The organism is Rhizobium sp. TH2, from assembly GCF_024707525.1.
In the GTDB taxonomy this organism is placed as follows: domain Bacteria; phylum Pseudomonadota; class Alphaproteobacteria; order Rhizobiales; family Rhizobiaceae; genus Rhizobium_E.
Map to the genome: position 1 here is coordinate 715,603 of NZ_CP062231.1, position 26,736 is coordinate 742,338.

The 26,736-nt window shown below is 62.2% G+C and carries 22 protein-coding genes; 10 read left to right on the forward strand and 12 right to left on the reverse strand.

What is annotated here, in order from left to right; all coding sequences use genetic code 11:
• Nucleotides 1–78 precede the first annotated feature (78 nt).
• Nucleotides 79–408 carry a hypothetical protein gene (locus tag IHQ71_RS03620; protein ID WP_258160605.1) on the forward strand — a complete coding sequence of 110 codons (330 nt, stop codon included), beginning with the start codon at nt 79–81 and terminating at the stop codon, nt 406–408.
• 81 nt (nt 409–489) lie between these two features.
• On the opposite strand, the gene IHQ71_RS03625 is transcribed toward IHQ71_RS03620, so the two are convergent.
• From IHQ71_RS03625 to IHQ71_RS03635, 3 genes are read right to left on the reverse strand one after another with little or no spacing between them, the layout of a single operon-like run.
• Nucleotides 490–2,025 (reverse strand): trimethylamine methyltransferase family protein, encoded by a 1,536-nt coding sequence (locus IHQ71_RS03625; RefSeq protein WP_258160606.1) that lies wholly within the window; start codon nt 2,023–2,025, stop codon nt 490–492.
• Nucleotides 2,022–3,299, reverse strand: a complete 1,278-nt coding sequence (locus IHQ71_RS03630) for an MFS transporter (protein ID WP_258160607.1) — start codon at nt 3,297–3,299, stop codon at nt 2,022–2,024. The genes IHQ71_RS03625 and IHQ71_RS03630 overlap by 4 nt, the downstream gene beginning before the upstream one ends.
• A complete protein-coding gene (locus tag IHQ71_RS03635) occupies nt 3,296–5,428 on the reverse strand; it encodes an FAD-dependent oxidoreductase (RefSeq protein WP_258160608.1) in 2,133 nt (710 codons plus the stop codon). The genes IHQ71_RS03630 and IHQ71_RS03635 overlap by 4 nt, the downstream gene beginning before the upstream one ends.
• A 198-nt stretch (nt 5,429–5,626) precedes the next feature.
• Between IHQ71_RS03635 and IHQ71_RS03640 the strand changes: the two genes are divergently transcribed.
• Nucleotides 5,627–6,259, forward strand: a complete 633-nt coding sequence (locus IHQ71_RS03640) for a TetR/AcrR family transcriptional regulator (RefSeq protein ID WP_258162729.1) — start codon at nt 5,627–5,629, stop codon at nt 6,257–6,259.
• Nucleotides 6,260–6,268: 9 nt separating this feature from the next.
• Here the strand turns inward: IHQ71_RS03640 and IHQ71_RS03645 are convergent, their stop codons facing one another.
• Nucleotides 6,269–7,282: an acyltransferase gene (locus IHQ71_RS03645; protein WP_258160609.1), complete on the reverse strand. Its 1,014-nt coding sequence runs from the start codon at nt 7,280–7,282 to the stop codon at nt 6,269–6,271.
• 104 nt (nt 7,283–7,386) lie between these two features.
• Here IHQ71_RS03645 and IHQ71_RS03650 point away from each other — a divergent pair, with 104 nt between their 5' ends.
• Both IHQ71_RS03650 and IHQ71_RS03655 read left to right on the forward strand, forming a co-directional pair.
• Nucleotides 7,387–7,662 carry a hypothetical protein gene (locus IHQ71_RS03650; protein ID WP_258160610.1) on the forward strand — a complete coding sequence of 92 codons (276 nt, stop codon included), beginning with the start codon at nt 7,387–7,389 and terminating at the stop codon, nt 7,660–7,662.
• A gap of 81 nt (nt 7,663–7,743) precedes the next feature.
• Nucleotides 7,744–8,037 carry a hypothetical protein gene (locus IHQ71_RS03655; RefSeq protein WP_258160611.1) on the forward strand — a complete coding sequence of 98 codons (294 nt, stop codon included), beginning with the start codon at nt 7,744–7,746 and terminating at the stop codon, nt 8,035–8,037.
• Here IHQ71_RS03655 and IHQ71_RS03660 read toward each other — a convergent pair.
• The 7 genes from IHQ71_RS03660 to IHQ71_RS03690 form a co-directional block, all read right to left on the reverse strand.
• A complete protein-coding gene (locus IHQ71_RS03660; protein WP_258160612.1) occupies nt 8,015–8,647 on the reverse strand; it encodes a TetR/AcrR family transcriptional regulator in 633 nt (210 codons plus the stop codon). The genes IHQ71_RS03655 and IHQ71_RS03660 overlap by 23 nt on opposite strands.
• Complete coding sequence (locus IHQ71_RS03665; RefSeq protein WP_258160613.1) at nt 8,644–9,156, reverse strand: hypothetical protein; 513 nt, start codon at nt 9,154–9,156, stop codon at nt 8,644–8,646. The genes IHQ71_RS03660 and IHQ71_RS03665 overlap by 4 nt, the downstream gene beginning before the upstream one ends.
• Complete coding sequence (locus IHQ71_RS03670; RefSeq protein WP_258160614.1) at nt 9,149–12,109, reverse strand: sarcosine oxidase subunit alpha family protein; 2,961 nt, start codon at nt 12,107–12,109, stop codon at nt 9,149–9,151. Before IHQ71_RS03670 ends, IHQ71_RS03665 begins: the two co-directional genes overlap by 8 nt.
• Complete coding sequence (locus IHQ71_RS03675) at nt 12,109–12,378, reverse strand: sarcosine oxidase subunit delta (protein ID WP_258160615.1); 270 nt, start codon at nt 12,376–12,378, stop codon at nt 12,109–12,111. Before IHQ71_RS03675 ends, IHQ71_RS03670 begins: the two co-directional genes overlap by 1 nt.
• A gap of 18 nt (nt 12,379–12,396) precedes the next feature.
• Nucleotides 12,397–13,650, reverse strand: coding sequence for a sarcosine oxidase subunit beta family protein (locus tag IHQ71_RS03680; RefSeq protein WP_258160616.1), 1,254 nt, complete (start codon nt 13,648–13,650; stop codon nt 12,397–12,399).
• Nucleotides 13,651–13,958: 308 nt separating this feature from the next.
• Nucleotides 13,959–16,373, reverse strand: a complete 2,415-nt coding sequence (locus IHQ71_RS03685; RefSeq protein WP_258160617.1) for an FAD-dependent oxidoreductase — start codon at nt 16,371–16,373, stop codon at nt 13,959–13,961.
• A gap of 106 nt (nt 16,374–16,479) precedes the next feature.
• Entirely contained in the window at nt 16,480–18,066 is a 1,587-nt protein-coding gene (locus IHQ71_RS03690; RefSeq protein WP_374989950.1) for a trimethylamine methyltransferase family protein, read from the reverse strand.
• A gap of 82 nt (nt 18,067–18,148) precedes the next feature.
• Here IHQ71_RS03690 and IHQ71_RS03695 point away from each other — a divergent pair, with 82 nt between their 5' ends.
• From IHQ71_RS03695 to IHQ71_RS03705, 3 genes are all read left to right on the forward strand, one after another.
• Nucleotides 18,149–19,318, forward strand: a complete 1,170-nt coding sequence (locus tag IHQ71_RS03695; RefSeq protein WP_258160619.1) for a mandelate racemase/muconate lactonizing enzyme family protein — start codon at nt 18,149–18,151, stop codon at nt 19,316–19,318.
• A gap of 210 nt (nt 19,319–19,528) precedes the next feature.
• A complete protein-coding gene (locus tag IHQ71_RS03700) occupies nt 19,529–20,548 on the forward strand; it encodes an Ldh family oxidoreductase (RefSeq protein ID WP_258160620.1) in 1,020 nt (339 codons plus the stop codon).
• Nucleotides 20,549–20,575: 27 nt separating this feature from the next.
• Nucleotides 20,576–21,835, forward strand: a complete 1,260-nt coding sequence (locus tag IHQ71_RS03705; RefSeq protein WP_258160621.1) for a Xaa-Pro peptidase family protein — start codon at nt 20,576–20,578, stop codon at nt 21,833–21,835.
• On the opposite strand, the gene IHQ71_RS03710 is transcribed toward IHQ71_RS03705, so the two are convergent.
• The gene (locus IHQ71_RS03710; RefSeq protein ID WP_258160622.1) at nt 21,783–22,721 is read right to left on the reverse strand and encodes a LysR substrate-binding domain-containing protein; all 939 of its coding nucleotides are present in this window, start codon (nt 22,719–22,721) and stop codon (nt 21,783–21,785) included. The two genes, IHQ71_RS03705 and IHQ71_RS03710, sit on opposite strands and share 53 nt — an antisense overlap.
• Before the next feature lie 97 nt (nt 22,722–22,818).
• Here IHQ71_RS03710 and IHQ71_RS03715 point away from each other — a divergent pair, with 97 nt between their 5' ends.
• The 3 genes from IHQ71_RS03715 (at nt 22,819) to IHQ71_RS03725 (ending at nt 26,726) form a co-directional block, all read left to right on the forward strand.
• Nucleotides 22,819–23,607, forward strand: a complete 789-nt coding sequence (locus tag IHQ71_RS03715) for a 2OG-Fe(II) oxygenase (protein WP_258160623.1) — start codon at nt 22,819–22,821, stop codon at nt 23,605–23,607.
• A 32-nt stretch (nt 23,608–23,639) separates the two neighbouring features.
• Nucleotides 23,640–24,773: an aromatic ring-hydroxylating dioxygenase subunit alpha gene (locus IHQ71_RS03720; protein ID WP_258160624.1), complete on the forward strand. Its 1,134-nt coding sequence runs from the start codon at nt 23,640–23,642 to the stop codon at nt 24,771–24,773.
• Nucleotides 24,774–25,064: 291 nt separating this feature from the next.
• Nucleotides 25,065–26,726, forward strand: coding sequence for an ABC transporter substrate-binding protein (locus IHQ71_RS03725; protein ID WP_258160625.1), 1,662 nt, complete (start codon nt 25,065–25,067; stop codon nt 26,724–26,726).
• Nucleotides 26,727–26,736 lie beyond the last annotated feature (10 nt).

A 26,736-nucleotide genomic window follows, 5' to 3' on the forward strand; every position in this document is an offset into this window, starting at 1 on the left:
TCTGCATATTATACCGAGGGTTGACAGCTTATTATCATCAAGTGCATGTCTCCGATGTCACCCATTTTCGGAGCTGCCATGTTCAAGACGTTTCTGTTTTCCGCCGCCATCATAGCCAGCCTTGTCGCCCTCGATGGCGCCGCGCAGGCCGACACGCAGAGGGGAAGATGCACGGTCGTGGCATCGGTGCATGGTGGCAAGAAGTTCGCCGTTCTGAAATGCGACAGGGCCAGCCGTCCCGGTGATTTCATCATTCGATCAGAGGTATGGGAGAAGAACGATCGCGCGGGTTACAACAAGCTCGCCCGTTTCTCGGGTCACCGGTTCACCTGCGACATCACTTATGAAAATACGACCCGCGGTATTGGGATGGAATCGACCAACTACAAACTCAGCAAGTGCCGCTGACGGGTTGAACGTAGCGTCGTCATGGTTGTTGGTGCGCGCGCCTCCGGGAGACGTCCGGCTGCGCGGCTGAGGTTCAGGGCTTCACGCCGCGTTCAGTTTCCCCGCGCCGATCTGCTCCTTGCGATGCGCCACATAGGCGTCGAGTTCTTCGGAAATCGCTTCGCCGAGCGGCGGCGCTTCATACGTCCTGAGCAACTCTTTCCAGATCGCGTTCGCCCGCTCGGTGCCGGTCTTCGCGCCGCCTTCCGACCAGTTCTCGAAATTGCGCCAGTCCGACAACATCGGCTCGTAGAAGGCATGCTCGAAGCGGAGCAGCGTGTGCTGCGTGCCGAAGAAGTGCCCACCGGGGCCAACATCCTGGATCGCATCGACGGCGCGGCTGGCTTCGTCCACTACCAGCGGTTCGAGGAAGCTGCGCATCATCTGCAGCATTTCGGCGTCGAGGATCAGCTTTTCGAAGGAGGCTGTCAGCCCGCCTTCCAGCCAACCGGCCGCGTGTTCGATGAGGTTGACGCCGCCGAGAATCGTGCTCCACAGCGACATGCCGCTCTCATAGGCCGCCTGCACGTCGACGGCATTCGATGCCGTGACGTTCGAGGAGCGAAACGGCACATTGTAGCGCCGGGCGAGCTGGCCGGAGGCGAACTGCGCCTTGGCATATTCCGGCGTGCCGAAGGCAGGTGCGCCGGTGCGCATATCGACATTCGAGGTGAAGCCACCATAAAGGACGGGCGCGCCGGGCGCCACGATCTGCGAGAGCGCGATCAGTGCGAGTGCCTCGGCATTCTGTTGCGTCAGGGCGCCGGCGATCGTCACCGGGCTCATCGCACCGGAGAGCGTGAACGGCGTCATCGCCACCGGCTGGCCGGCGCGGGCCATGGCGCACAGGCCTTCGCCCATCGGGATATCGAGCCGAAGCGGCGAGTTGGAATTCACCACGGTGAGTGTCGCAGGGTTTTTCCGAAGTTCATCGCGGCTCTGGCCGAGTGCGATCGCCAGCATCTCGATAGCATCCTCGACGCGGTAGCCGCCGAGCGCCCAACACTGCCAGTTCTTGTCGGTGTAGCGGATCGCGGCATCGTAGAAATCGAGGTGGCGGGAATCCGGCGCCAGGTCGGTCGGCTCGCAAGGGCAGCCGCCTTCCTGGTGGATGACGTTGAGGCTCTGGACGACCTTGATGTAATCGACCATGTCGGCATAGTTGCCGGCGCGGCGGCCGCGATCGAGATCGGAGACGAAGGCCGGCCCGCCGGTGGCGGCAAAGATCAGGCTGCCGTCCCCGACCTTGAGGTTCTTCGCCGGATCGCGCGCCTGCAGCGTGAAGCTCGACGGCGCGGTGCGGATTTTTTCCGCGATCATGTCGGGATCGAAGCGGACGCGCTGATTGGCTTCATCGACGGTCGCGCCTGCTTCCTTCAGAAGCTTGCGGCTCTCGTCGTGCATCACCTCCATGCCGGTCTCAGAAAGCAACCGGAGCGACGAGACATGGATGCTCTCGATCTCGTCCTGGCTCAGGATGTTCATCGGCGGATAGCGGTTCTCGGCCGCGCCGAACCTGACCTGCCGTACTCCACCCGTCGTCCGCCGTTCGCGGCGTCCTCCTGCCTGTCTCGTCATGGCTTGCTCTCCTCGGGGTTGGGGTCTGGATCGTCGCCGGCGGGCGTGTGCGGCGCCCATTCGTAGAGCTGCGGTGATGTCTGCGGATAGGCGACGAAGGCCTCGCGCGACTTGGCGCGCGGCTGGCGGAATCGGCGCCAGAGTGCGAAGGCGGCAAACAGCAGCGCCAGCGTAATCGAATAGTAGAAGAAGATCTCCGCACCGAATGGCTTGACGCCCGTCGAGATCAGCGCCGGGCCGATCGTGCCGCCGAACGCCCAGATCAGCAGGAGATTGGACGACAGCGTCACGAATTCCTCCGGGTCGGCCTTGTCATTGGCATGCGCCACGCCGAGCGGATAGAAGATCTCGGTGAGCCCGCCGAAGAGCGAGAAGGCGACGATGAATATCCCGAAGGGCATGGCCGCGTCGAGGAAGATCATGGCGCCGCATAGGGCCGCCAGCACCAGTGACAGCCAGAACATCATGGCGCGCCGGTCGAGCCGGTCGGAGAGATAGCCGAGCGGGAATTGCAGGAACAGCGCGCCCAACTGGGTCGCCGCCATCATCAGCACGATCTGGCCCTGCTGAAAGCCGAGATCGAGGCCATAGAGCGGGCCGATCGAGGCGAAGGTCGCCGAGATCAGGCCGGTCATCAGGCAGGCCAGCGCGCCGATCGGCGAGGTGCGGAAGGCGCGGAATATCCGCACGCCGACCTGCACATGCAATTGCGGCTCGCCGACCCAGACGGCGGTCACCGGCACCAGCGCGATCGTGTAGAACGATGCGGCGATCATCAGCAGTGGGAATCCGCTGGGCGCGATTTCAGAGGCAAGCAACTGGCCGAGGCCATAGAACAGGCCGATGACGAGGACATAGAGCGTCAGTACCCGACCGCGATTGGCATTCGAGACCATGGCATTCATCCAGCTCTCGATCACCACCGCCTGTCCGGCATTGGCAAAGCCGATAGCCGCCTGGATCAGCATCAGCAGGCCCAGATGCGGGCTGAACCCCCAGGCCATGATCAGCACGGCGGAGATCGCGGAAAGCGCCGCATAGGCCCGCACCTCGCCAACCGAGCGGATCAGCCGGGTCGAGCCGATGCAGCCGATCAGGAAGCCTGCACCCTCCGCGCCGATGACGAGGCCGACGACATTGGCGCCATAACCATCGGCGATCAGGCGCAGTGGGATCAGCGTATGAAACAGCCCCGAGCCCATGGCATGGATCGCCCCGCCGGCCAGCGGCGATGCGATCGACCACGGAGAAATCGTCGGGGCTTCAGTCGTCATGGATGCGCTTTCACAAGGCCTGCTGTGGATGTGTAGGAGGGCTCGAATTCGACGATCGGCGCGTCGCGGCGGAACGGCAGCGCGCCGAGGCCAAGCTCCTGGGCGGCACGATGGCCCGAATGGACCGCATGCGCAAGCGCGCCCGGCGCCAGCGCATCACCGACCAGCGAAAAGCTCTTGATGCCGGCAGCCCGGAGGTCGGCCTCGCGTACGGTCATCGCGTCGAAAAGCTCGGCGCGAGGCAGGCGGAGGCCAGTGATGACCACATTGCGACAGGGAAGCGTGGTCTTCTCGCCGGTGAAAATCTGCGACAGCGTGACGATCTCTCCATCGAAGCCACTCACCAGTTCCTGCGTGCGGACCGGCACCTTGCGTTTCGTCAGCGCCCTGGCCACCAGCGGCAGTTCATTGGTCATGATCGTCCATGCCGAGGCCTGACCGGCGGGTGTCGCGTAGGTCACCGGAATGCCCTGCGCCGCCAAGTGCTCGGTGATGACGCCGCCCATGTAATAGTTGTCGAAATCGAACACCAGCGTCGGCCCCTCGGGCAGGCGTCCGGCACCGATATCGTCGGGGGTGAAGACCCGTTCTTGCTCAAGCTGACCGACCGGGATTTCCATCGAGGAATAGAGGAAGTTGGTCCAGCGCGCGCCCGTCGCGACCAGCACATGGTCGGGCGCGAGATCGATGATCTCATCGACGCCGAGATCGCTTTCGAGATACATCTCGACATTGGTCATCTCGCGCAGCCGGCCGAGGCGGTAATCCACCACACGATTCCAGGCCGAAAGGCCGGGCAGCGTCTTCTCGAATGTCAGCCGCCCACCGAAGGCGCTCGACTTGTCGGCAAGCGTGACCTCGTGGCCGCGACGGCCGAGCGTCAGCGCTGCTTCAAGACCCGAGGGACCGCCGCCGATGACGAGAACTCGTTCGGGCGTCTCCGCCTTGCCGGGATTTTCCGGATGCCAGCCGCGCCGCCATTCCTCGCCCGCCGTCGGGTTCTGTGTGCAGCGCACCGGCACGCCATCATGCCAGCTCGAAATGCAGATATTGCAGCCGATGCATTCGCGGATCTCGTCCATCCGCCCTTCGCGGATCTTGTTCGGCAGGAACGGATCGGCGATCGAGGGACGGGCGCCGCCAATGAAATCCAGCACGCCGCGCTTGATCTGGCTGACCATCGTATCCGGCGAGGTGAAGCGGCCGACGCCGACGACCGGCTTGTCGGTCAGCTTCTTGACGAAGTCGATCACCGGCTCATGGCTGCCCTCGCCGGTGAAGCGGGAGGCGGAACAGTCCGTCGGAGAGGAATCCATCTTCACATCGAAAAGATCGGGGACATCGGCGAGAAGCTCGATGACCTCATGTGCCTCGGAGGGATGATTGATGCCGATCTTGGCGCGCAATTCCTCGAGCGAAATGCGCAGCGCCACGCCGCAATGCTCGCCGACGGCATCCTTGGTCACCTCGATCATCTCGCGCACGAAGCGGACGCGGTTGGCGATCGAGCCGCCATATTCGTCGATGCGGTGATTGTATTCCGGCAACAGGAATTCGTAGCCGAGATAGCCCATGCCGGCATAGACATAGACCACGTCGAATCCGGCGCTGCGCGCCTTGCGGGCGCCCTCGGCCTGCCAGCGCAGTACGTCGCGGATGTCCTGCTTGTCCATGGTCTTGGGGCGCAGATTGCCCATGAAGCCGACATGCGTCGCCATCCACGGAATGCCGGATGGCGAGAGTGGCGCCACCCTTGTGGTGCGGTTCATCACCGAGGCGCCGCCATGCCAGAGTTCGACGCCGGCGAGCGCGCCATGCTTGTGCACGGCGTCGGTCATCAGCGCATGCGACTTGATATCGTTGTCATCCCACATCGTTGCCATCGGCAGCGGCGTATCGTCCGAGGACAGGTCGATGGAACAGGCCCCCGTGCAGATCACGCCCCAGCCGCCCTCGGCCTTGGTCTCGCGGAACTTGGCCCGGACGCGCGGCAGCGCGTTGGTCATGCCCGACGCGTGCGGCACCTGGTAGAAACGGTTGGGCGCGGTGACCGGGCCGATCCTGACCGGCTCAAACAGGATATCATATCTGCTTTCCGGCCGGCTTCCCGGCTTCGTCATCATATTCATGTCGTGATCCCCTCGACCGCATGGACCGGTCGTTGAGTGTTCAGGATAGACACCGATTCTCGTTTCCGCAAGAGAAATTATAAGATCGTATAGCAAGCGCCGAAGTCACTGAAATCACCGGGGTTGCACGATATGGATTAACGCGATATTCGTGAGGCGGATTTCGATTTCGAAACAGGATGATAGGTCGTGGCATCGATGAAGCAGAAGGCCAAACCGCGCGCACGCTTCCATCGCGAGGCACCCGAGGACCGCAGGCGGCAACTCGGCGAGGCGGCTTTGCGCTGCATCCGCAAAAACGGCAATGCCGGCGTCTCCGTGCGGCAGATCGCCGCCGAGGCGGGCGTGACACAAGGCCTGATCACCCATCATTTCGGCGAAATCAACGAACTCGTGGCCTATGCCTTTGACATCATGTCGGACGGTCTTCTCAAGGAAATCCTGAAAGCGGTCGATGCGGCGGAGCCGACGCCGCAGGCGCGCCTCGATGCCTTCATCACCGCGTCCTTCTCGCCGATCATGATGGACCGCGATGTGCTTGGAGTCTGGGTCGTGTTTTGGGGCCTGATCCTGCATTCGCCGCGCATGAGCACATCCCAGCAGCAGGAATATTCGGATTACGTGGCAGCGGTCGAGGAACTGATTTCGAGCCTCGCCCGCGCCGAGAATTTCACCGTCGCCGACGTCAATCTCACCGCCAAGGCTTTCAGCGCCCTGATGGACGGCCTGTGGATGGCCTGGTGTCTCAACCCGAATGCATTCCGGCCGGAAGATGGCGTGGACATGTGTCGCCGGTGGATCGAGGGGCTGAGGCGCGGGGCGTATGGGTGAGCCCGCAGCCTATTCCGCAGGTGCCGGCAGCCTCTGTGGGCGATTTTTCCACAGCCCGGTCAGGATTCTACGCGAGGGATCTTCGATAATCGTATAGCTCGCCCAGGCAAAAACATAGGCAAGTGCGATCGAAAGTAAGAGCGCCGGCTCGGTGGAGATAAACCCGCCCAGCAGTCGCGTGCCGATGAAGATCACCGGCACATGAAACAGGTAAAGCGAAAAACTGATCTTGCCGATGAACACAAGCGGCCTGCTGGCCAGCACGGCCTCCGAGATCCGGTTGCTGCACGCAGCCAGATAGACAATGACCGTGCCGGTCAATGCCGAGGTCAGCCCCCAGAATGTCGTCTCGGTCGGGATCAGGCTGCGGCAGAGGAAGAAGAAGACGAGAAGGGCGAGCGCGGCGACGCCTGTGACCGGACCGTCCGGCCGCGTCTTCTGGATCGCGAAAAGACGCCCGGCAAACGCACCGAATAGAAAATAGGGAAGCTTCGACGTGAGCAGTATGCCGGGGCCGGGAAAGCCGAGATAGGCATCGACCGCCAGGAGCACCGCCGTTAGGACACCGATCCACTGATAGCGGATCGGGTTCTGGAACCACAGCCACAGCAGCACGAAGAACAGATAGAACTGGATTTCCGGAGGAATGGACCAGAACACGCCCGTCGAGCCGAGCATGGCGAGATGCCGGACGATCTGCCCGACGCCGTGGAGCGGCTGGATGTAATCCGCGCAGGCAAGCGACAGAACCGCGACAAACAGCACGGCGACGGCATAGACCGGGTAGATGCGGGCGAAGCGGTGAATCAGGTAGTTGCCCGCATCGACGGGCCGGTTGCTGTAGAGCAGCGACATCAGGAAGCCGCTGAGCGAGAAGAAGATCGCAACCGCCTCGTGACCGACGCCCACTTTCATCCAAGCGTACATGGAGGGGTAGAAGAATGGCAGGTGAGAGAAAACCACGGCGGACGCGGCAATGCCGCGCAACCCATCCAGGCTCGCGATGCGAAATTCCTGTGCCATGATCCCGGAGCCCTTCAATGTCAGGCAAAACAGGACATTAGGCGAGGCCGGTTAAGGATCGGTCAATGATTGCGGTGGCCCTTGGGAAATGACATAATCAGCCGATGAAGAAGGCTGATGTTGACGCTCTTGTGCTCGTCAAAGTAAACGCCCCGCACAGCAAGGTGCTGGACGCCAACGAAATTGCATTCCTGCTGACAAACCCAATGGAAATGCGCACTGCTATTGGCCCGATGTCCACTTTCTTCTACGAATTGGATGGTGACTTGCAGAAATGCTTTGCCGAATTTCACAACGTCCCAATATCTTCGCTCGAAGCCGCATTAACGTTATTCGATCAATGGTCCGGCGCGCGGCGGATTGTGGCGTCGGGCACTTGATGGCAAACGGCTGGAAGCAACTGCTTGCGATCGCCTGCGACATGATCGACCCGTAAACGCGGAATATCCGATTATCGACTCTTGGACACTTGGCGGCGGCACGGCGCCAATATCCTGCCGCGCGACATCTTCGATATCGCCGCAGCAAGCCTGGATCACCGTCAGATGCTCGTAGCCGAGCTTTCCAACCACAAGTCCAAAGTTGCCCGGGCTTTGGCGCAGATAGAGGCAGGCGAACGCGGCTATGTCGATAGCGCTATCGCCGATCTTCCCATCCGGCCGAGTTTTGATGGTCTCAAGAAAGATGCGGTCGGCATTGCCACCGAACTGTTGAGAGAAGCAGTGACTCGCCCTACCCCTGCATCCGAAACGTAAACCGGCGTGACACCTCGATATCCTCTTCCGTCGGCTCCTGCCCGGAGAAGCTCTTCAGGTAGGCCGCCACATGCCCATGCCTCGTCTCGAGGTCTTCGTCGACCTCAAGCACATAATGCCCGACCTGGGTGAAATAGAGCACACGGGCGCGGATCAGGGCGTCCTCCTCGTCATAGCCATGGCGGCGGAACATGCTGGCGACGGCTTCCAGGCGCTGGCTGTCGGCGAGGCGGACGACGGCTTTCACCTCATCGGAGCGACGGGCCCAGAGGCGGACGGCCATGTCGAGCTTGGGGTCGTAGAGGCTTTCGTCGGTCCAGCATTCGAAGACGTTGATGATGGCGCGGATGATGGTCGGCGCCGGGCGGTTGGCGCGCTCGATCATCGGCCCGGTATTGATCTTCAGCCAGTGGTCGAGCAACTGATTGTGCAGGTCCTTCAGGCTCTCGAAGAACCAGTAGAAGCTCGACCGCGAGACATTGAGCTCGCGCGCGATCACCTGCACCTTGACCTCGTCGATGCCGTGATTGACGAGCGCGCGGATCGCGTGGTTGAGCCAGTCCTCCTTGGTGGACCGGCCGCCTTCCTCGCTCGTGGCGATCGCCGTCAATCGCGTGCCTCCAGCCATTGCCAGACATAGGGCGCAAAACCGCGCTCGACATGGATGCGGAGTTTGCCGTCACGATGATAGACGATCGCCTGCTGGGCCGCAAAGACCGTTGCCGCGCTCGGGCTCTTGGCGCGTGGATCGACGAACATGGCTTCGGCGATGAGGTCGGCGAGGCCCGGGCCTTCGAACTCGAAGACATGATACATGGCGCTGACATCGGTGATGGCATAGCCGTGCGCGTGCCAACCGGCCGGCGTGCTGGACGACGGTGCGTTGACCGCCAAAAGCCGGTCGCGGGCGATGCGCAGTGCATAGCGGTCGCCGGAAACGTCGCCGAAGGCACCCACACCCGTGTCGGGCAGACCGGCTGCGGTGGCAAATCCACTCAGGTTGCCGCTGACCAGATGCTGCGGACCAACATCGATGGTCCGCGCCGCAAGGCCGTTGTGATCTATATTCGCGCCGCGCCAATCCGGGACGCTCGGCCAGCTTGACGTCAAATCACGCATTGAGCCGCCCTCCTTCTGGATCAAAGGCACTGGGGCCGACAATGCGCGCCTTCCGCACTTCGCCCATGTGCCTCACGTCGATGATCTCGCCCTGCCGGCTGATGCCGCGTTCGATCAGGCCGAGCGCGATGGGCCGGTTGAGTGTCGGGCTCATGTAGCTCGAGGTGACATAGCCGATCGAGCGGTGCTTGCCGCCGATCCATTCCACGCCGTGGGCGCCGGCTGCCAGCATGCCGCCGCCATCGGCGACTTCGAGGCCGACATATTCCTTGCGGTCCTTGCGCTGGGCGTCGTCCATCATGAGGGAACGCCTGCCGAGGAATTCGACCTTCTTGTTCTTGAGCGGGCCGTGCAGGCCCATATCGGCGGGGCGGGTCAGGCCGTCGGTATCCTTGCCGACGATGATGTAGCCCTTCTCGGCCCGCATCACGAGCAGCGCTTCGGAACCCATCAGCACGGCATCGAAGGCGCGGCCGCGTTGTTTCAGCTCGTTCCACAGTACTTCGGCGCGATCGGCGCGGATGGTGATTTCGTAGGACCGGTCGCCGGTGAAGCTGACGCGCGTGATGCGCACCGGATCGCCGCGATAGCTGCCATGGACCAGCGACATATGCGGCAGCGTCGCGTCGTCGAGCGGCGCGTCGAAGGCGATGGTCGAAAGCAGGTCGCGCGAGCGCGGGCCGGTGACCGTCAGCGTCGCATAGTTGGCGGTGGCGTTGTGGATATAGACCTTCTTGCGGTCGAAGCGATCCTGCCGCCAGTCCTCCAGCATCGAATGGACGCCGGCGACATGCGAGGACGAGCAGGAGACGACGAAATGATCGTCGGCCAGCCGCACCAGCACGCCGTCGTCATAGACGATGCCGGTCTCGGTGAGGATGAAGCAGTAGCGGCATTTGCCCGGCTTCAGCGTCGAGACAGTATTGTAGAACATGAAATCGAGGAATTCGGCGGCCTGCGGTCCGATCACCTCGATCTTGCCCAGCGTCGAGCCGTCAAACAGCGCGACACTCTCGCGGGCTTGCCGCACCTCGCGGGCGATCTCGGTATCGGCATCGCCCTTGCCGAAAAAGGCGGGACGCAACCAGCCGCCATAATCCCAGAATACGGCGCCATCGGCACGGTGGATGTTCTCCAGCGGCAGGCGGCGGACGGGATTGAAGAAATTGCCGGAGCGCTTGCCCGCGAAGCTCGCGATTGGCACCGGCGTGAAGGGCGGGCGGTAAGTCGTCGTGCCGACTTCGGGGATCGTGCGGCCGGTGATGGCAGCCATCAGAGCGAGGCCGTTGAGGTTCGATGTCTTGCCCTGGTCGGTCGCCATGCCGAGCGTGGTGTAGCGCTTGAGATGCTCGACCGAGGTAAAGTTTTCGCGCGCCGCGAGTTCTACATCCTTGGCGGTCACGTCGTTCTGGAAATCGATCCAGACGCGGCCCTTCTGGCCGGGCTTGGGCCAGATGGGGGAGATGGAGTAGTCAGGCATTAGAGTGCTGGGCTCACCCCCCTCTGTCCTGCCGGACATCTCCCCCTCAAGGGGGGAGATTGGATGGGGCGCTGCCTCGACTTCCCGATCTCCCCCCTTGAGGGGGAGATGTCGCGAAGCGACAGAGGGGGGTGAAGCCAAGGCGGTGATCTTCGAAAGCGTAAACACCCCATTCGCCGCGCCGACGACCTTCAGATTGGCAATCTCCGTGCCCGGCACAAAAGTCTGCAAGGGCTCGTCCCAGCGGAGCTTGCCCCTCGATTGGCCATAGAGATGAATGGTCGGCGTCCAGCCGCCGGAGGCGAGCACGGCATCGCAGGCGATGTGGCTGCCGTCATCCAGCACGACGCCGGTGACTTCCATCTTGCCCTGTGCCTCGACAATGCGGCGTCCCGCGAGCATCCGAATGCCGGGTGTTGCGGGTGCCGGAGCATCGGCGCGACTGTCGATCAGCAGCACGCGGGTGCCGGTCGCGGCCAGGGCTTCGGCCACTTCGAGCCCCGAGGAATTGTTGGCGGCGATCACGATCTCGCGGCCGACCACGACGCCGTGGCGGCGGAGATAGGCGAGACCGGCATCGGCGGACATGATGCCCGGCAGGTCATTGTTGGCGAAGGGGAGCGGACGCTCGATGGCGCCGGTCGCGAGCACCATTTCCTTGGCGTAGACGCGCCAGAGCGTATCCGGGCGGCCATCGCCGTGGCGCTGGTTGAGGCCAGTCACGCCGTGGTCGTAGATGCCGAAGGCAGTCGTGTCGGTGAGCAACGTTGCGCCTAGTTCCTTCAGTCGCTCGACAGCCGATGCGACCCATTCGCGCGCTGGCTTTCCGTCGATCTGGGCACCATGGTCGCGATGGCTGAGCGCGCCGCCGGCCTCTGACTTCTCGTCGGCGACGATCACGCGCTTTCCAGCTTCCGCTGCTTCAAGCGCGGCCATGAGCCCGGCCGGCCCCATGCCGACCACGAGGACATCGGGATGCATATTCCGCTGGGTCGCCAGCCCGGTCTTCTCCCAGTCGCGATCGATCTTGCCGAGGCCCGCCATCTCGCGGATGTTGGGTTCGTAGAGGTGCCAATCTGGGAAGATGAAGGTCTTGTAGTAGAAGGCCGCCGGGATGAAGCGCGAGAAGCGGTCGAGATAGGAGAAGCGGTCGTTTTTGGCGGTCGGATCGTTGTTGACGCTGCGGACCTTCAGCCCATCGACGGCATCGACCACCGTGGCACGGTTGTTCGGCGAACTGGAAACAGGTCCCGAAACATCGATCAGCGCGTTCGGCTCTTCCGAGCCATGGCCCCAGAGGCCGCGCGGGCGGTGATATTTGAAGCTGCGGGCGACGATGCGGATATTGCCGGCGAGTAGCGCGGATGCGACGGTGTCGCCGGCAAAACCCTGCACGGTCTGGCCGTCGAAGGTGAAGCTCAGCGGCTTGGCGCGGTCGATAGCGCCGCCTTGGTCAAGTCTATACGCACCCATCACGCTTCTCCCTCGGGCAGCAGGGCCGTCGAGGAATTGACGATGTGCGAGAGCGTGTCGCGGTTCATGGTGAAGACTTCCATGCAGGTCAGGTGCTTCCAGATTTCTTTCGACTCGCCACGCGGATTGTTGTGCGAGAAGAGGTAGGACGACCAGGTCTCGGGGCTCACCTCGAGAAAGCCTTCTGGACGAAGGTTGCCGAGATCGCCGGCGAAGTGGAATTCGGTTTCCGGGCGCGGGCCGCAGAAGGGGCAGGGGAAGGTTTGCATGTCTTGGTTCCTCTCCCGTCAGTGCGCGATGCCGGAGCCGGCCGCTTCGTCGATCAGCCGCCCGGTCTGGAAGCGGTCGAGATCGAAGGGCCGTGTCAGGTCGTGGTGCTTGCCATTGGCCATCATGTAGGCCGTCATTTCGCCGCCCACCGGGATGGACTTGAAGCCGCCGGTGCCCCAGCCGCAATTCAGGTAGAGGCCGGGCAGCGGGCTTTCGCCCATGATCGGCGAGGAGTCGGGCGTCACGTCGACCACGCCGCCCCATTGCCGCATCAGCTTGAGCTGGCCGACGGTGGGGAACATTTCCATCAGGCCGGACAGCACCACTTCAAGCGCCGGCAGGTTGCCGCGCTGGGCGTAGGACGGCACGCGGTCGATGCCGCCGCCGATGACAAGCTCGCCCTTGTCGGACTGGCTGACATAGGTCGCGGTGGCCGGCGCCAGCACGACGGTGTCGAGGATCGGCTTGACCGGCTCGGAGACGCAGGCCTGCAACGTGTAGGAGATGACCGGCAGCCGGAAGCCGGCCTTGGCGGCCATCTGCGACGAGTTGCCGGCGACTGAAAGACTGACCTTGTCGGAACGGATCGGGCCCTTCGAGGTCATCACGCCGCGGCAGCGTCCGCCCTCGATGAGGAACTCGGTGACCTCGCAATTCTGGATGATATCGACGCCGAGACGATCCGCGGCACGGGCATAACCCCAGGCAACAGCATCGTGACGCGCGACACCGGCACGGCCCTGCCAGACGCCACCGAGCACCTGGAAGCGGCTGTTCGCCGAGAAATCGTAAAGCGGCACGATCTTCTTGCAGGCCTCGACATCGAGCAGTTCGGAATCGATCCCATTGATCTGCATTGCATTGACCAGGCGGGCGGCGATTTCCATCTCGCCCTTGGAGTGGACCATGGTCAGCACGCCGCGCTGCGAGAACATGACGTTGTAGTTCAGGTCCTTCGACAGGCCCTCATAGAGCTGCAGCGAGCGCTCGTAGAGAGCCGCACTTTCCGGATAGAAATAGTTGGAGCGGATGGTGGTCGTATTGCGGCCCGTATTGCCGCCGCCCAGCCAGCCCTTCTCGATAACAGCGACATTGGTGATGCCGTGGTTCTTGGCAAGGTAATAGGCCGTCGCCAGCCCATGCCCGCCGCCGCCGATGATGATCGCATCGTATTTCGATTTCGGCTCGGGCGATCGCCAGGCAGGCTTCCAGCCTTTCTGGTTGGCGAAGCCTTCCTTGATGAGCGAGAGGAGGGAGTAGTGGCGGGTCATTGGCGGCTTTCGCTCATGTGCTTCAAGAAATTTCCCCTCTCTGATTCATTCATGGCGAAGCATCACCCCTCACCAACTTCGACCAAACGATCGGTTGCGCCTCTCGCGGTCTTCGTATCCTCTCCCGCAAGGGGAGAGGTAAACCTGTGGCGCCGCCTCACTTCACGCAGAGGCGGCGCTTGTGGCACCTCTTACCTCTCCCCCTGCGGGAGAGGATAGCAAGTCCGCATGAGGCAAAGCCGAATGCATGGACGCGCTTGGTGAGGGGTGGCCTGCGCTCCAAAATTGGAGCGTGGGCCTATTGGAAATCAGCCCCTCATCACCTTGCCCATCGGGTCATACGGCGAGGCCTCGATAATCCGGCAAGCGCGCTCATCACCGACGATATGCGTCATCAGTTCCATCCCCGGCACCGCCAGTTCGCGGTCGACCAATGCCATGGCAATCGACTTGCCGATCGTGTAGCCGTAGCCGCCCGATGTGACGTAACCCACCAGTTCGCCGTCCTTCCAGATCGGCTCATAGCCCGATGCGTCGGCATTGGTGGCGTCGACTTCGATCGTCACCTGCAGCTTCTTGGCGGATTGGGTTTCCTTTTCCGCCACCGCCGACTGCTTGCCGACGAAATCGGCCTTGTCGAAATCGATGAAGCGGTCGAACAGCGTTTCCTGCGGCGTATAGGCCTGGGTGAACTCCCTGGACCAGATGCCATAGCTCTTTTCGAGCCGCATGGAGAGCGAGGCGCCGAAACCGACTTCCTTGAGGCCGATGTCCCGGCCCGCCTTCAGCAGTGTCTCGCGGACCGTGCGGTGATAGGCGGCGGGGATGTTGATTTCGAAGCCCATCTCGCCGGTCACCGACATGCGGCCGACCTTGGCGCGGGCCAGTCCGATATCGATCGTCTTGCAGCCGAGGAACTTCAGGCTCGCATTGGAGACATCGTCCTCGGTCGCGCGCTGGAGGACTTCACGCGACAGCGGCCCGCAAAGCGAGAAGCCGACCCAATCGTCCGAGAGGTCGCGGACCGAGACGCCATCCATGTTGAACTGCTCGTACCAGCGCATATGCCATTCGCGCAGGTAGTACGAACCCATGATCCACCAGGTGCCATCGCCCCAGTTGAAGATCGTGAGGTCGCCCTTGAGGCGGCCGTCATGCCCAAGCATCGGTGCCAGCACCGAACGGCCGGGCTTGGGCAGCTTGCAGGCGAAGACCTTGTCGAGCCATTCGTGGGCCTTGGGACCTTTCACCTCGTAACGGGAATAGCCGGAGATATCGATCAGGCCGGCTTTTTCGCGGGTGTGCAGCACTTCGCGGCCGACGATGTCGAAGGCGGTCGAGCGGCGCAGCGTGTGGTTTTCCTCGTACTCTTTGGGCGCGAAATAGAGCGGCACTTCGAGACCCCATGAAGCACCCCAGCGGGCACCGGCCTCGGTCATCTCGTCATAGGAGGGCGAGACCTTGAGCGGGCGGCCGGCGGGCAGCTGCTGGTTGGGATAGGTCATGACGAAACGGCGGGAATAGAACTGGCCGGTTGTTTCCTTGATATATTGGCGGTTGGAGGCATGCTGGCCGTAGCGGGCGATGTCCATGCCGAAGACGTCGTCCTTCGGCTCGCCGAAGATCATCCATTCGGCCAGTGCCTTGCCGACTCCGCCGCCCTGCATGAAGCCGGCCATGACGCCGCAGGCGACCCAGTAGTTCTTGACGCCGCGCACCGGGCCGACCAGCGGATTGCCGTCGGGCGTAAACGTGAAGGCGCCGTTGACCCAGCGCTTGATGCCGGTCTTTTCCAGAACCGGATAGCGCTCGTAGGAAAGCGTCAGCTCATGCTCGATGCGATCGACATCTTCCTGGATCAGGTCGAAGCCGTAATCCCAGGGCGCGCCATCCATGTTCCAGTGGCGGTGCTCGATTTCGTAGATGCCGAGCAGGATGCTCTTCTGCTCCTGGCGAAGATAGGAGAAGCCGTCGAGGTCGACCATGGTCGGCAGCTCTTCCTTGAGGCCGTCGAGTTCCGGGATCGCCTCGGTGACGAAATACATATGTTCGAGCGGCGAGACCGGCAGTTCGAGGCCCGCCATGCGGCCGACCTGCTTGGCCCACAGGCCGCCGGCATTGATGACATGCTCGGCATTGACCGTGCCCTGCTCGGTGACCACATCCCAGGAGCCATCGGGCTTCTGGGTGAGTTCCATCACGCGATTTTTCTCGACGATCGACGCGCCGCGCATGCGGGCCGCCTTGGCATAGGAATGCACGACCGCCGAGGGATCGATATGGCCTTCACGATCGGCATAGAGGCCGCCGATGATGCCGTCGGGCTTGACGATCGGGCAGCGGTCAAGAATTTCGTCTATGCCGATCAGGCGCACATCATCGATGCCGGTGGACTGGAACACGCGGTGCGCCGCCTTCAGCGCATCCCAGCGGTCCGGGTTGCAGGCATAGGAAATGCCGCCGGTCGTGTGCATGCCGATATTGACGCCGCTTTCCTTCTCGACTTCGCTGAGAAGGTCGATCGTGTAGGCGTGCAACTGCGCGAGATTGGGATTGGAGTTGAGCGCGTGGAAGCCGCCGGCGGCGTGCCAGGACGAGCCCGAAGTCAGCACGTTGCGCTCGATGAGCAGCGTGTCGGACCAGCCGTATTTTGCGAGATGATAGAGAATGGCGGTGCCCACCACGCCGCCACCGATGACCACGACCTTGTAATGCGATTTCACGACCCGCTCCATCCGATTTGTGAGGGCTGAACCCTAGATTATCTGTACATTGCTGTCCATGCGGGTGTAGCGCAGTTCACAGCTTGCCCGCATGCGTTTTTCCGACTTAGGAGACGGCTTCCGCGCCGCCCTCGGACATGCGTTTTGAAATGAAGCCATCAAGCCGTGCGCCGATCTCGTCGGCGCCTGCGATCGGCTGGTACTGGTCGATGACGCGTTTCCAGATTCCGTTGGCGCGTTCGGTGGCGGTCTTCGATCCGCTTTCCGTCCAGTTGCCGAAATTCGAGAGATCGGCGACCAGCGGCTGGTAGAAGGCGGTGCGGTAGCGCGCCATCGTATGCGCGGCGGCGAAGAAATGGCCTCCCGGCTGCACCTCCTCGATCGCCGAGTAGCCGATCGCCTCGGCATCGCCCGGCGTCGGCGCGAAGAGTTCCGCCATCGTTTGAAGTGCCTCGATGTCGGTGATGAGTTTTTCGTAGGAAACCGAAAGCCCGCCCTCCATCCAGCCGGCGGCATGGATGCAGAGCGTGGCGCCCGCCAGCACGCTGCCCCAGAGCGCGAACTGGGTTTCGTGGGCGGCTTGTGCATCGGAGACGTTCGAGGCAGAGCCGCCGCCTGACCGCCAGGGCAGTCCCGTGAGGCGGGCGAGCTGGCCGGCGCCAAGCGTCGCCTTGACGTGCTCCGGCGTGCCGAAAGCAGGCGCACCGGACTTCATATCGACATTCGACGAGAAGCTTCCATACATCACCGGAGTGCCGGGTCGCACGATCTGGGCGAGTGCGATGCCGGCCAAAGCCTCCGCATGCTGCAATGTCAGCGCGCCTGCAACCGTTATCGGCGCCATCGCACCTGCGAGGCAGAACGGCGTGATGACCAGGATCTGCCCGGCCTTTGCGAAGTCGATGATCCCCTGCGCCATGGGAATGTCGAGCTGGCGCGGCGAATTGGTGTTGATGATCGTGTAGCACCAGGCATCCGACAGGAATTCGTCATGCGAAATGCCGCGCGCGAGCCGGATCATCTCGAAGGCATCATCCGCCTGTGGCGTGCCCCGCGCATAGACGAAGGGAAACTTGTCTGATTGCGTGAGCTGCGTACGGGTCACGGCATAGTGCCGGTATTTTACCGCAACGTCCTGCGCCTCGACATAGGGACCCTGGACATGCAGGACGTCGAAACTCTGGACGATCTTGGTCAGTGCATCGAAATCGGCGAGCGATCCGGCGCGGCGGCCACGGTCGAGATCGGTGACATTCGGCGCCCCCGACCCGGCGAGGAATGCCATGTTGCCGAGTTCGAATGTCTGGTCGCGGTTTGCGTTACCGGTGCGGGCATGGATGGAGCGCGGCGCGGAGGCGAGTCCCGCTTCGACGATGTCGCGGCCGATGCGGACCATCAAGGTTTCGTCATCGACGATGGCGCCGGCGCGTTGGAAGATGGCGCGTGCTTCCGGCAGCAGAACCTTGATGCCAAGCTCCTCCAGCACGCGCAATGCCGTCTCGTGAACCGCCCCGACCTCGTCGGTGGAAAAGACCGTCTGCGGCGCGAAGCTGTTCTTGAGGTTTCTGTAGTTCGGGCTGCGAACGGTCTGCGCGCGGTCTTCGCCTCCCAGCCGGTGGCGGCGCTCGCGGCGCGTCTGATGCAACATCTCGTCGATCATGGCTGGCTCCCTTGGTTGGCAGGATTGAAACATTTACGTACACATATGTCCAGAGATCATTGCGAAAATTTTTTGCGCGGCCTAAGGTGCGGAAAAGCCAGTTCGGGGAGACGCCATGAAGATCGCAGCCATCCGCGCCACGCCTGTCAACATTCCCTTCACCGCTCCCTACCGCTTCTCCTATGGCTCGATCGCGTCGCTGACCAAGACGGTGATCGAGGTCGAAACCGATGACGGAGTCATCGGCCTCGGCGAGTGCGCCGAGGGTGACCGCGCGGCCGACGTGATGGCCCTTGGGCAGCGGTTGATCGGCCTCGACATCAGGCAACTGAACCGGGCCGAGCGCCTGCTCGTCCCCGGCATGCGATACACGCCCTGGGGCAATGTGCTGGCCGCCCGCCGCGTCTTCGGCGGCATCGAGATGGCTATGTGGGATGCGCGCGGCAAGACCGAGGGCGTACCACTCTACCTTCTGCTTGGCGGCGCGGTTCGTACCGAAATCCCGCACACCGAATATTTCAGCTACCGCTATCCCGGCGCGCATGACCCGGGCGAATCTTCGCCCCTCGAAGTCGCGCGCTACTGCGCCCGGATGATCGAGGAGCATGGCTCTGATATCTTCGAGGGCAAGATGAGCACGGTTGGCCTGGCGGAAGAGATCGAGATGGTGCGCGAGGTCCGCGCCGCCATCGGCGACCGCGCACTGCGGCTCGATGCCAATTACGGCTGGACGATGCCCACGGCGCGCGAAGCGTTGAAGCGGCTCGAACCCTTCGACATCCAATGGTTCGAAGACCCGGCGGAGACCTATGAGGAACTCGCGGAACTGAGGAAGCACTCCGCGGTATCCTTCTCGGCTCATGTGATCGACCTGCCGAAAGCCGTCCGGGTGCGGTGCCCGGAAACGCTTGTGACCAATGTCAACGAACATGGCGGTATCCGCCGCACCGTCGATTTCATCCGCGCCTGCGAGACCTTCGACGTCGGCTTCCGCTTCCACTCCGGCGAAACGGGCATCGCCAGCGCCGCCTATCTGCATCTGACGGCGGCCATCGAGCACGTGCGCGAGGCGAGCCAGACGCTGTTCCGCTGGTATGCGGATGACGTGATCGAAGGCGGGCCGTTTGTGATGAAGAATGGTGTGGTTAAGGTGCCGGATGGGCCGGGGCTTGGCGTAACGATCGATCCTGTGGCGCTGAAGCGGTGCCATGAGCGGTTTCTGGCGGAGGGGGCTTTTCCCGGGGCAAAGAATACGGCCTATGGGGATGGGTTTCGGAAGAAGTGAGTTGGCCCCTCACCCTAACCCTCTCCCCGTAAGAACGGGGCGAGGGGACGCCAAGGGCGCCCACGGTGCCACAAATCCCTTCTCCCCTGCTTACGGGGAGAAGGTGGCGGCAGCCGGATGAGGGGCAAAGCAAAGACCTGTGGTGCCCTTGCGGAGATGGAGTGGGGCGGGGTAATCCTCTCTCAACGTATAGACATAAAAGGACCCGCCATGACCGCGACGAAAAAACTCACCGCCGACCAGGCATCCGACCTGATCTTCGACGCGCTTGTCGGTGCCGGCACGGTGGCGCGCAATGCGCGCTATTTCGCCGATGCGATTCTCGATACCGAACTTTCCGGGCTGGAAGGTCACGGCTTCTACTGGCTGCAATATTATTGCGAGCACGTGCAATCGGGCAAGGTCGATGGCAAGGCGACGCCCGTCGTCAAGCGGCTGACCAACGTCTCCTTCCGCGTCGACGCCAAGAACGGTTTTGCCCATCCGGCGATCGAGAAGGGTTTTGCGCATCTGGTTCCGGCGGCGCTGGAGAATGGCATCGCCGCGATGGCGGTCCACAATTCCTATAATGCCGCGACGCTTGGCTATCACACCGGTTATCTCGCGCAGCAGGGCCTAGTCGCCTTCGGCTTCACCAATTCGTCGCCGGCGATTGCGCCAGTGGGTGGTACCAAGCCGGTGATCGGCACCAACCCGATGAGTTTCGCCGTGCCCGGAAAGAAGGGGCGCATTGCCTTCCTGATTGATCAATCCTCGTCGCAAGTCGCATGGACGGCGGTCAAGCGGGCTGCCGAGGAGAACCAGGTCATCCCGCTCGGCTGGGCGATCGACAGAAGCGGCCAGCCGACCACCGATCCGGAAGAAGGCTTGAAGGGTTCGATGGCACCCGCCGGTGGCTACAAGGGTTTCGGCCAGGGCCTGATCGTCGAGACGATGTGCGCGGCACTCGCCGGCGCCAATCGCGGTCAGGAAATGGGCTCGATGATGGCGAATGACGGCCTGCCTGTCGGCAATGGCCAGTTCTTCATCGCGCTCGAGCCCAAGATGTTTTCTGGCGGCCTGTTCGAAAAGCAGATCGAGCGGCTGATCGCCTCGATCACATCACAGCCCGGCGCCAGAATGCCGAATTCACGGCGGCAGGAGAACATCAAGAAGAACCTCAAGGGCGGGCTGACGATCGACAAGGCACTCTACGACAAGATCAAGGCCTATACCGAGCGCCACGTCTGACCGGAACGAAGGCAGGGGGAGCGCATCATGGACCAGCTATTGCCTCCCGTTTTCAAGGACGAGCGCAAGCGCACCTTCCTCAATGCCGAAGGCGCCGAAAAGCCATTGAAGAGCCCGTTGCCTGGGGATGTGGTGGAGCGCGCCCGCGCCTATCGCCTCGGCCGGATCAGGAAGGGCCTGATCGAGACCGATTGCGCGGCGGCACTGCTCTACGATCCGGTCAATATCCGCTATGCGCTCGATAGCCCCAACATGCAGGTCTGGTCGCTGCACAATCCGGTGCGCTATGCGCTGGTCTTCGCCGTGGGTCCGGCTCTGCTGTTCGACTACAAGGGCGCCGAGCATCACTCGAAACACCTGAAGGCGATTGACGAAGCCAAGCCCGCGACCTCGTGGATCTATGTCATGGCCGGCGACAAATCTGCCGAGCAGGCCGTGAAATGGGCGGCTGAGATCGGCGATCTCGTGCGCCAGCACGGCGGCGGCAACAAGCGCATTGCGGTCGATCGGCTCGATGTCGAGGGCGTGCGGGCGCTGGAGAAGATCGGCATCGAGGTCGTCGATGGCACGCCGATGACCGAGACGGCGCGCTCGATCAAATCGGCCGACGAGATCGCGCTGATGCGCTGGACGATCCGAGTCTGCGAAGCCGGCATGGCGCGCATCTACGAGCATTCGGTGCCCGGCGTCACCGAGCAGGAACTTTGGGCGCATCTGCATTTCGAGAATGCACGCTCCGGCGGCGACTGGCTGGAGACCAAGATCCTCACCTGCGGGCCGAACACCAATCCCTGGTATGGCGAATGTTCGGACCGGGTCTGTCGCGAGGGCGAGATGATCGCCTTCGATACCGATATGATCGGTCCCTACGGCTATTGCGCCGATCTCTCGCGCTCATGGACCTGCGGCTATACCGCGATGACACCAAAACAGGCCGAACACTACTCGGCCGCCGTCGATCAGGTCGAACACAACATTTCGATCCTGCGCGACGGGATGGATTTCCGCGAGTTCAACGAAAAGTCCTGGCGCATTCCCGAGCGCTACCAGCCTTACCGCTATTCACTCGCCGTCCACGGCGTCGGCATGGCGGATGAATGGCCGATCGTGCTCTGTCATACCGATTTCGAGCAGAACCAGGGCGGCCGGTTCGAGGCAGGCATGGTGGTTTGCGTCGAAAGTCTGATCTCGGAACCGGGTTGCGAAAGCATCAAGCTCGAAACGCAGGTGCTGATTACGCCGAATGGTCCGGAGCGGCTCGATCAATTCCCCTGGGAGCGGCTCTGAGCCAGTTCATCAGGTCTACCAGGCCCGCCTTGCGCGCCTTGGCGTGGGGATAGACCAGGCAATAGGGATGGCCGAGCGGGATTGGCCGCTCATCCACCAGCACCAGCCGGCCCGCCTCCATATCGTCGGCGCCCATCTCCCGCTGGCCGAGTGCCACGCCGAAACCGTCGCGGGCGAGGTCGAGCGCCAGGCTGGATTTGCCGACACGATAGCCCAGCGTCTCGTCTGGGCGCTTGATACCGATCTCGGCGAGCCACGCCTGCCATCTCGGGTGCGAGACGAAGGTCGGCCCCCAATTGGTGTGGATCAGATCGTCGTCCGGCACCGCAGCCATGCCTTCACTCCGGACGGCCGGATTGCGCACGAGATAATCCGGGCTGCACATCGGCACGACCGCATCCTGAACCAGCGGAATGGTGACCATGTCGGGGTAGAGGCTGAGACCGTAGGACAGCCTGAGATCGATATCGTAGCGGGCGAAGTCGGCGAGATCCTCCTCGGACCTGAGTTCGAAACGGAAGTTCGGGTGATCTTGGAAATAGAGCTTGAGCTTCGGCTCCATCCATCGCTCGGCGATCGAGGGCAGGGCGCTGATCACCAGCCGCGAACGGGCACGGCCCGAGACGACCTTTTCGGTGAAGGCCGAGATCGATTGCAGCGCGTCCGATGCGCCGGAGAAAATCGTCTGTCCGGCGTCGGTCAGCACGATGCGGTTGTTGTAGCGCCGGAACAATTGCTTGCCGAGAAACTCCTCGAGGTTCTTGACCTGCTGGCTGACGGCGGCGGCAGAAACACCGAGTTCGTCAGCCGCCGAGACATAACTTCCGCTCCGCGCGGCAGCCTCGAAGGCGCGCAGGGCATTGAGTGGCGGGAGTGAGAGTGACATAGGCCTGCCTCAGTTTTTCTAGGTCAGGATAAGAATTTTCGCCGTTGAGTAAAGAGAGAACTTTGCCAAGATGCATTCAATCAATTGGAGCAATGACATGCGAAATATCCTTGACCTTGACCGCTATCCCCTCGACCAGCCCGGCAGCACGGGCTGGCGCAATCTCGTGGATCAATGCCGCATCGATCTCTCGGAGAAGGGCATGTTCGACCTTGAAGGCTTCGTGCGGCCGGAGGCGGTCGAGAAGGCCATCAATGAGGTCAAGCCGGTGATGGATACGCTCTCCTTCGTCCATAAGCGGGCTCACAATGTCTATTTCCGCAAGGAAATTCCGGAATTGCCAGCTGACCATCCGGCGCTGCGCAAGGTCGAGACGATCAGCCACACGGTCTGCGCCGACCAGATTTCCGACAGCGTACCGGTTTGGATTTACGAATGGCCGCAATTCGCCGTCTTCCTCGCCGCCTGCATGGAAAAAGAGACGCTGTTCACCATGCGCGACCCGCTCGCCCGGGTGAATGTCATGGGCTACCGCGAGGGCGAGGCGCTGAACTGGCATTTCGACCGCTCGCAATTCACCACCACGATCCTGTTCCAGGCGCCGATCAAGGGCGGCGAGTTCCAGTATCGCTCCAACCTCCGCACCGATACCGATCCCAACTACGAGGGCGTCGAGCGGGTGCTGCTCGGCGAGGATAACGAGGTCAAGTCGCTGACCCTCGTGCCCGGTTCGCTCAACGTGTTCATGGGCAAGAATACCATGCACCGCGTGACCCCGGTCAAGGGCGAGCGCGAGCGGTTGATCGCCGTGTTCTCTTACTACGAGCGGCCGGGCGTGATGTTTTCCAAGGAAGAGCAGATGGGTTTCTACGGCCGCGCGGCCTGATCATTTTACATCGATATTTTGGGGGTGAATCCATGAGCGTATTTTCGGATCTAAGAGCGGCCCTCAAATCGTCGGAGAATCTCGGCTATGACAGCGCCTGGGCGATGCCCCGGGCGTTCTATGCCGATCCAGATGTGCTGGCGCTGGAAAAGAAGCATCTCTTCGGCAGCGAATGGATCTGTATCGGCCGGGCCGAAGAGGTGCCGGAAATCGGCGACAGCATGGCATTCACGCTCTGCGATGAGCCGCTCGTGGCCGTGCGCGGCGACGACCGGAAGATCAGGGTATTCGCCAATGTCTGCCGCCATCGCGGCGCAATCCTTGTCGAGGGTAAAAGCCGCGGCAAGCGCATCGTCTGTCCCTACCACCACTGGTCCTACAATCTCGACGGAACGCTGGCCGGCGCGCCGCGCATGGAAGCGCACGGTGGCTTCCAGAAGGACGATTGCAAACTGCCGGAATATTGGACCGAGGAATGGTGCGGCTTCCTGTTCACCTCGCTCGCTGCCGATCCGCCGCCGCTCGGACCCAAGCTCGAACCGTTGAAGGCGCTGATCGGCAACTATCACATGGAGGAGATGAAGCTCCGCTATCTCGCCGACGAGATCTGGCACACCAACTGGAAGAGCCTCATCGAGAATTTCATGGAAGGCTATCACCTCTCGCCGCTGCACAAGACGACGCTGCACCCCGTCAATCCGACGCGGCTCTGTTCGCACTTTCCGGCGGGTGACAGCTATTTCGGCTATAATGCCGGCTACTCGCCTGACCTGCCGCGTTCGCAGAAAGGCCATCCCGACCTCAGCGACGCCGAGGCGGACAATTGCGTGATGTTCGCCGTGCCGCCCGGGTTGATCTCGGGTTGCGGCGGCGATTACTCGTCCTTCATCTGCGTCCAGCCGGAGACTGTTGACCGCGTCCGCGCCAAGCTCGGCCTCATCTTCTATGGCGAAGGCTGGAGCGAGGAGGCGGTCGACAAGGCCGTCACCCTGTTCAACGACACGATGAGCGAGGACAAGACGGTGCTGGCCACGTTGATGAAGGGCATCAACGCCAAGTCCTATGTTCCCGGTCCCTTAGCGCCGGCCGATTTCGAAGGCAATGTCCTCGATTTCTACCGCTATGTCAGCCGGCGATTGTCGCCTGTGCTCGAAACGGAAGGCTGAAAACGTCGCCGCTGCATCCTTGGCTTGAAGGCCTCAAATATTTCCGCAATAATCTATAGACATCGGTGTACATAAATGTTTCACTCCCTTCAATCTTTAGACGGCCGGTGAAACTTTGGTTTGACGGCTGGCGTATGTAGCTATACGATCGCATAATAAGGCGCGGCGCCCCGATACCGTGGCGCATTTCCGCTTGACAGGGCCCCCGGAATGGCGGCTCAATATGAGACGGGATTAAATCTATACATAATAAAAAGACGGGCCTGCCACAAAGAAAACCAAGAGGGAACCATGACAATCAATTACAAGCTTCTCGACTTCCTGCGCAAAGGCCGTAGCGAACACGAAAACCATCTGATTGACGGCCTCGTTGCGGGCCGCGTCAGCCGCCGCGAATTCCTGCGCTTCGGCTCGGTGCTCGGCCTTTCCGCACCCTTTCTAGGCTCCGTCGCCGGTGCAGTCGGGCTCGCCGGCGTGCCGAATTTCGCTCGCGCGCAAACCCCGGGCGGCACCATCCGCGTCGGCCAGATCGTTCCGGCAGCGGCAATCGAGCCGGTGAAGCTCGCCGACGGCGGCGGCATCACCGTCATCAGCCAGGTTGCCGAGACGCTCGTCCTCTCCGGCAAGGATCTCGTGGCCCGGCCGCTGCTCGCCGAGAGCTGGGCGCCGAACAAGGACGGCTCGGTCTGGACCTTCAAGATCCGCAAGGGCGTGAAGTTCCATGACGGCCGCGACATGACCGCCAAGGACGTGGTGGCCAGTATCGACCGCATTGCCGATCCGGCAAACGGCTCGAACGCGCTTTCCGCGTTGAAGGGCGTGCTCTCCAAGGGCGGCACCAAGCAGATCGATGATTATACCGTCGAGTTCACGCTGGATGCGCCGAATGGCGGCTTCCCCTATTCGATGTCGACCGACAACTACAACGCCGTGATCGTGCCGCACGACTATGACGGCAATTTCGAAGCCAAGATGATCGGCACGGGCCCGTTCAAGCTCGAAAGCTATACGCCGAAGGTCGGCGGCAATTTCGTGCGCAACGACGCATACTGGGGTGGTCAGGTTCTGCCGGATCGCATCGAGATTTCCTTCTACGACGACTACCAGCCGCAACTGCTGGCGCTGCAGGGCGGACAGATCGACTTCATCCAGCAGGTGCCGATCCTTCAGGCCTCCGGCATCATCAATGATCCCTCGGTCGATATGATGCCGATCCCCTCGATCGCGCATTCGCAGGTCCATATGCGCACGGACAAGGCGCCGTTCACCGACAAGCGCGTGCGCCAGGCGATCGCGCTCTGCCTTGACCGGCCGGCGATCGTGCAGGGACTGATGCGCGGAAAGGCGCAGATCGGCAACGACAGCCCGTTCGCGCTTGCCTATCCGTCGAGCGACAAGACCGTCGCCCAGCGCCAGAAGGACATCGCCAAGGCCAAGGAACTGATGGCCGCCGCCGGCATGCCGGATGGTTTCGAGGTGACGCTGACCACGGAGAAGTATCTGGAAATCCCGGATTACGCCGTGATCATCCAGAATGCCGTCAAGGAGATCGGCGGCAAGATCAACCTCAACATCATGGACCAGGGCGCCTACTACGGCGAGGCGGTCTACGGCAAGTCGAACTGGCTCGATTCCGACATGGGGATCACGGACTATGGCCATCGCGGCGTGCCGAACGTCTACCTCACGGCGCCTCTGCAGAGCGAAGGCACCTGGAACTCCGCGCACTTCAAGAACAAGGAGTATGACGGATTGGTGGCGAGCTACATCGGTGCCCTCGATCTTGAAGCGCAGCAGGCCGTTGCCGGCAAGATCCAGACGCTCCTGCTCGATGAAAGCCCCGTGCTTTTCACCTACTTCTACGACTTCATGTCGGCTGCGAAGAAGGGATCGACGGGCATTGAGGTGACGGCGATGAGCCATCTGATGCTGAAGGACGCCAAGCTGGGCTAGTCCTCAGGCA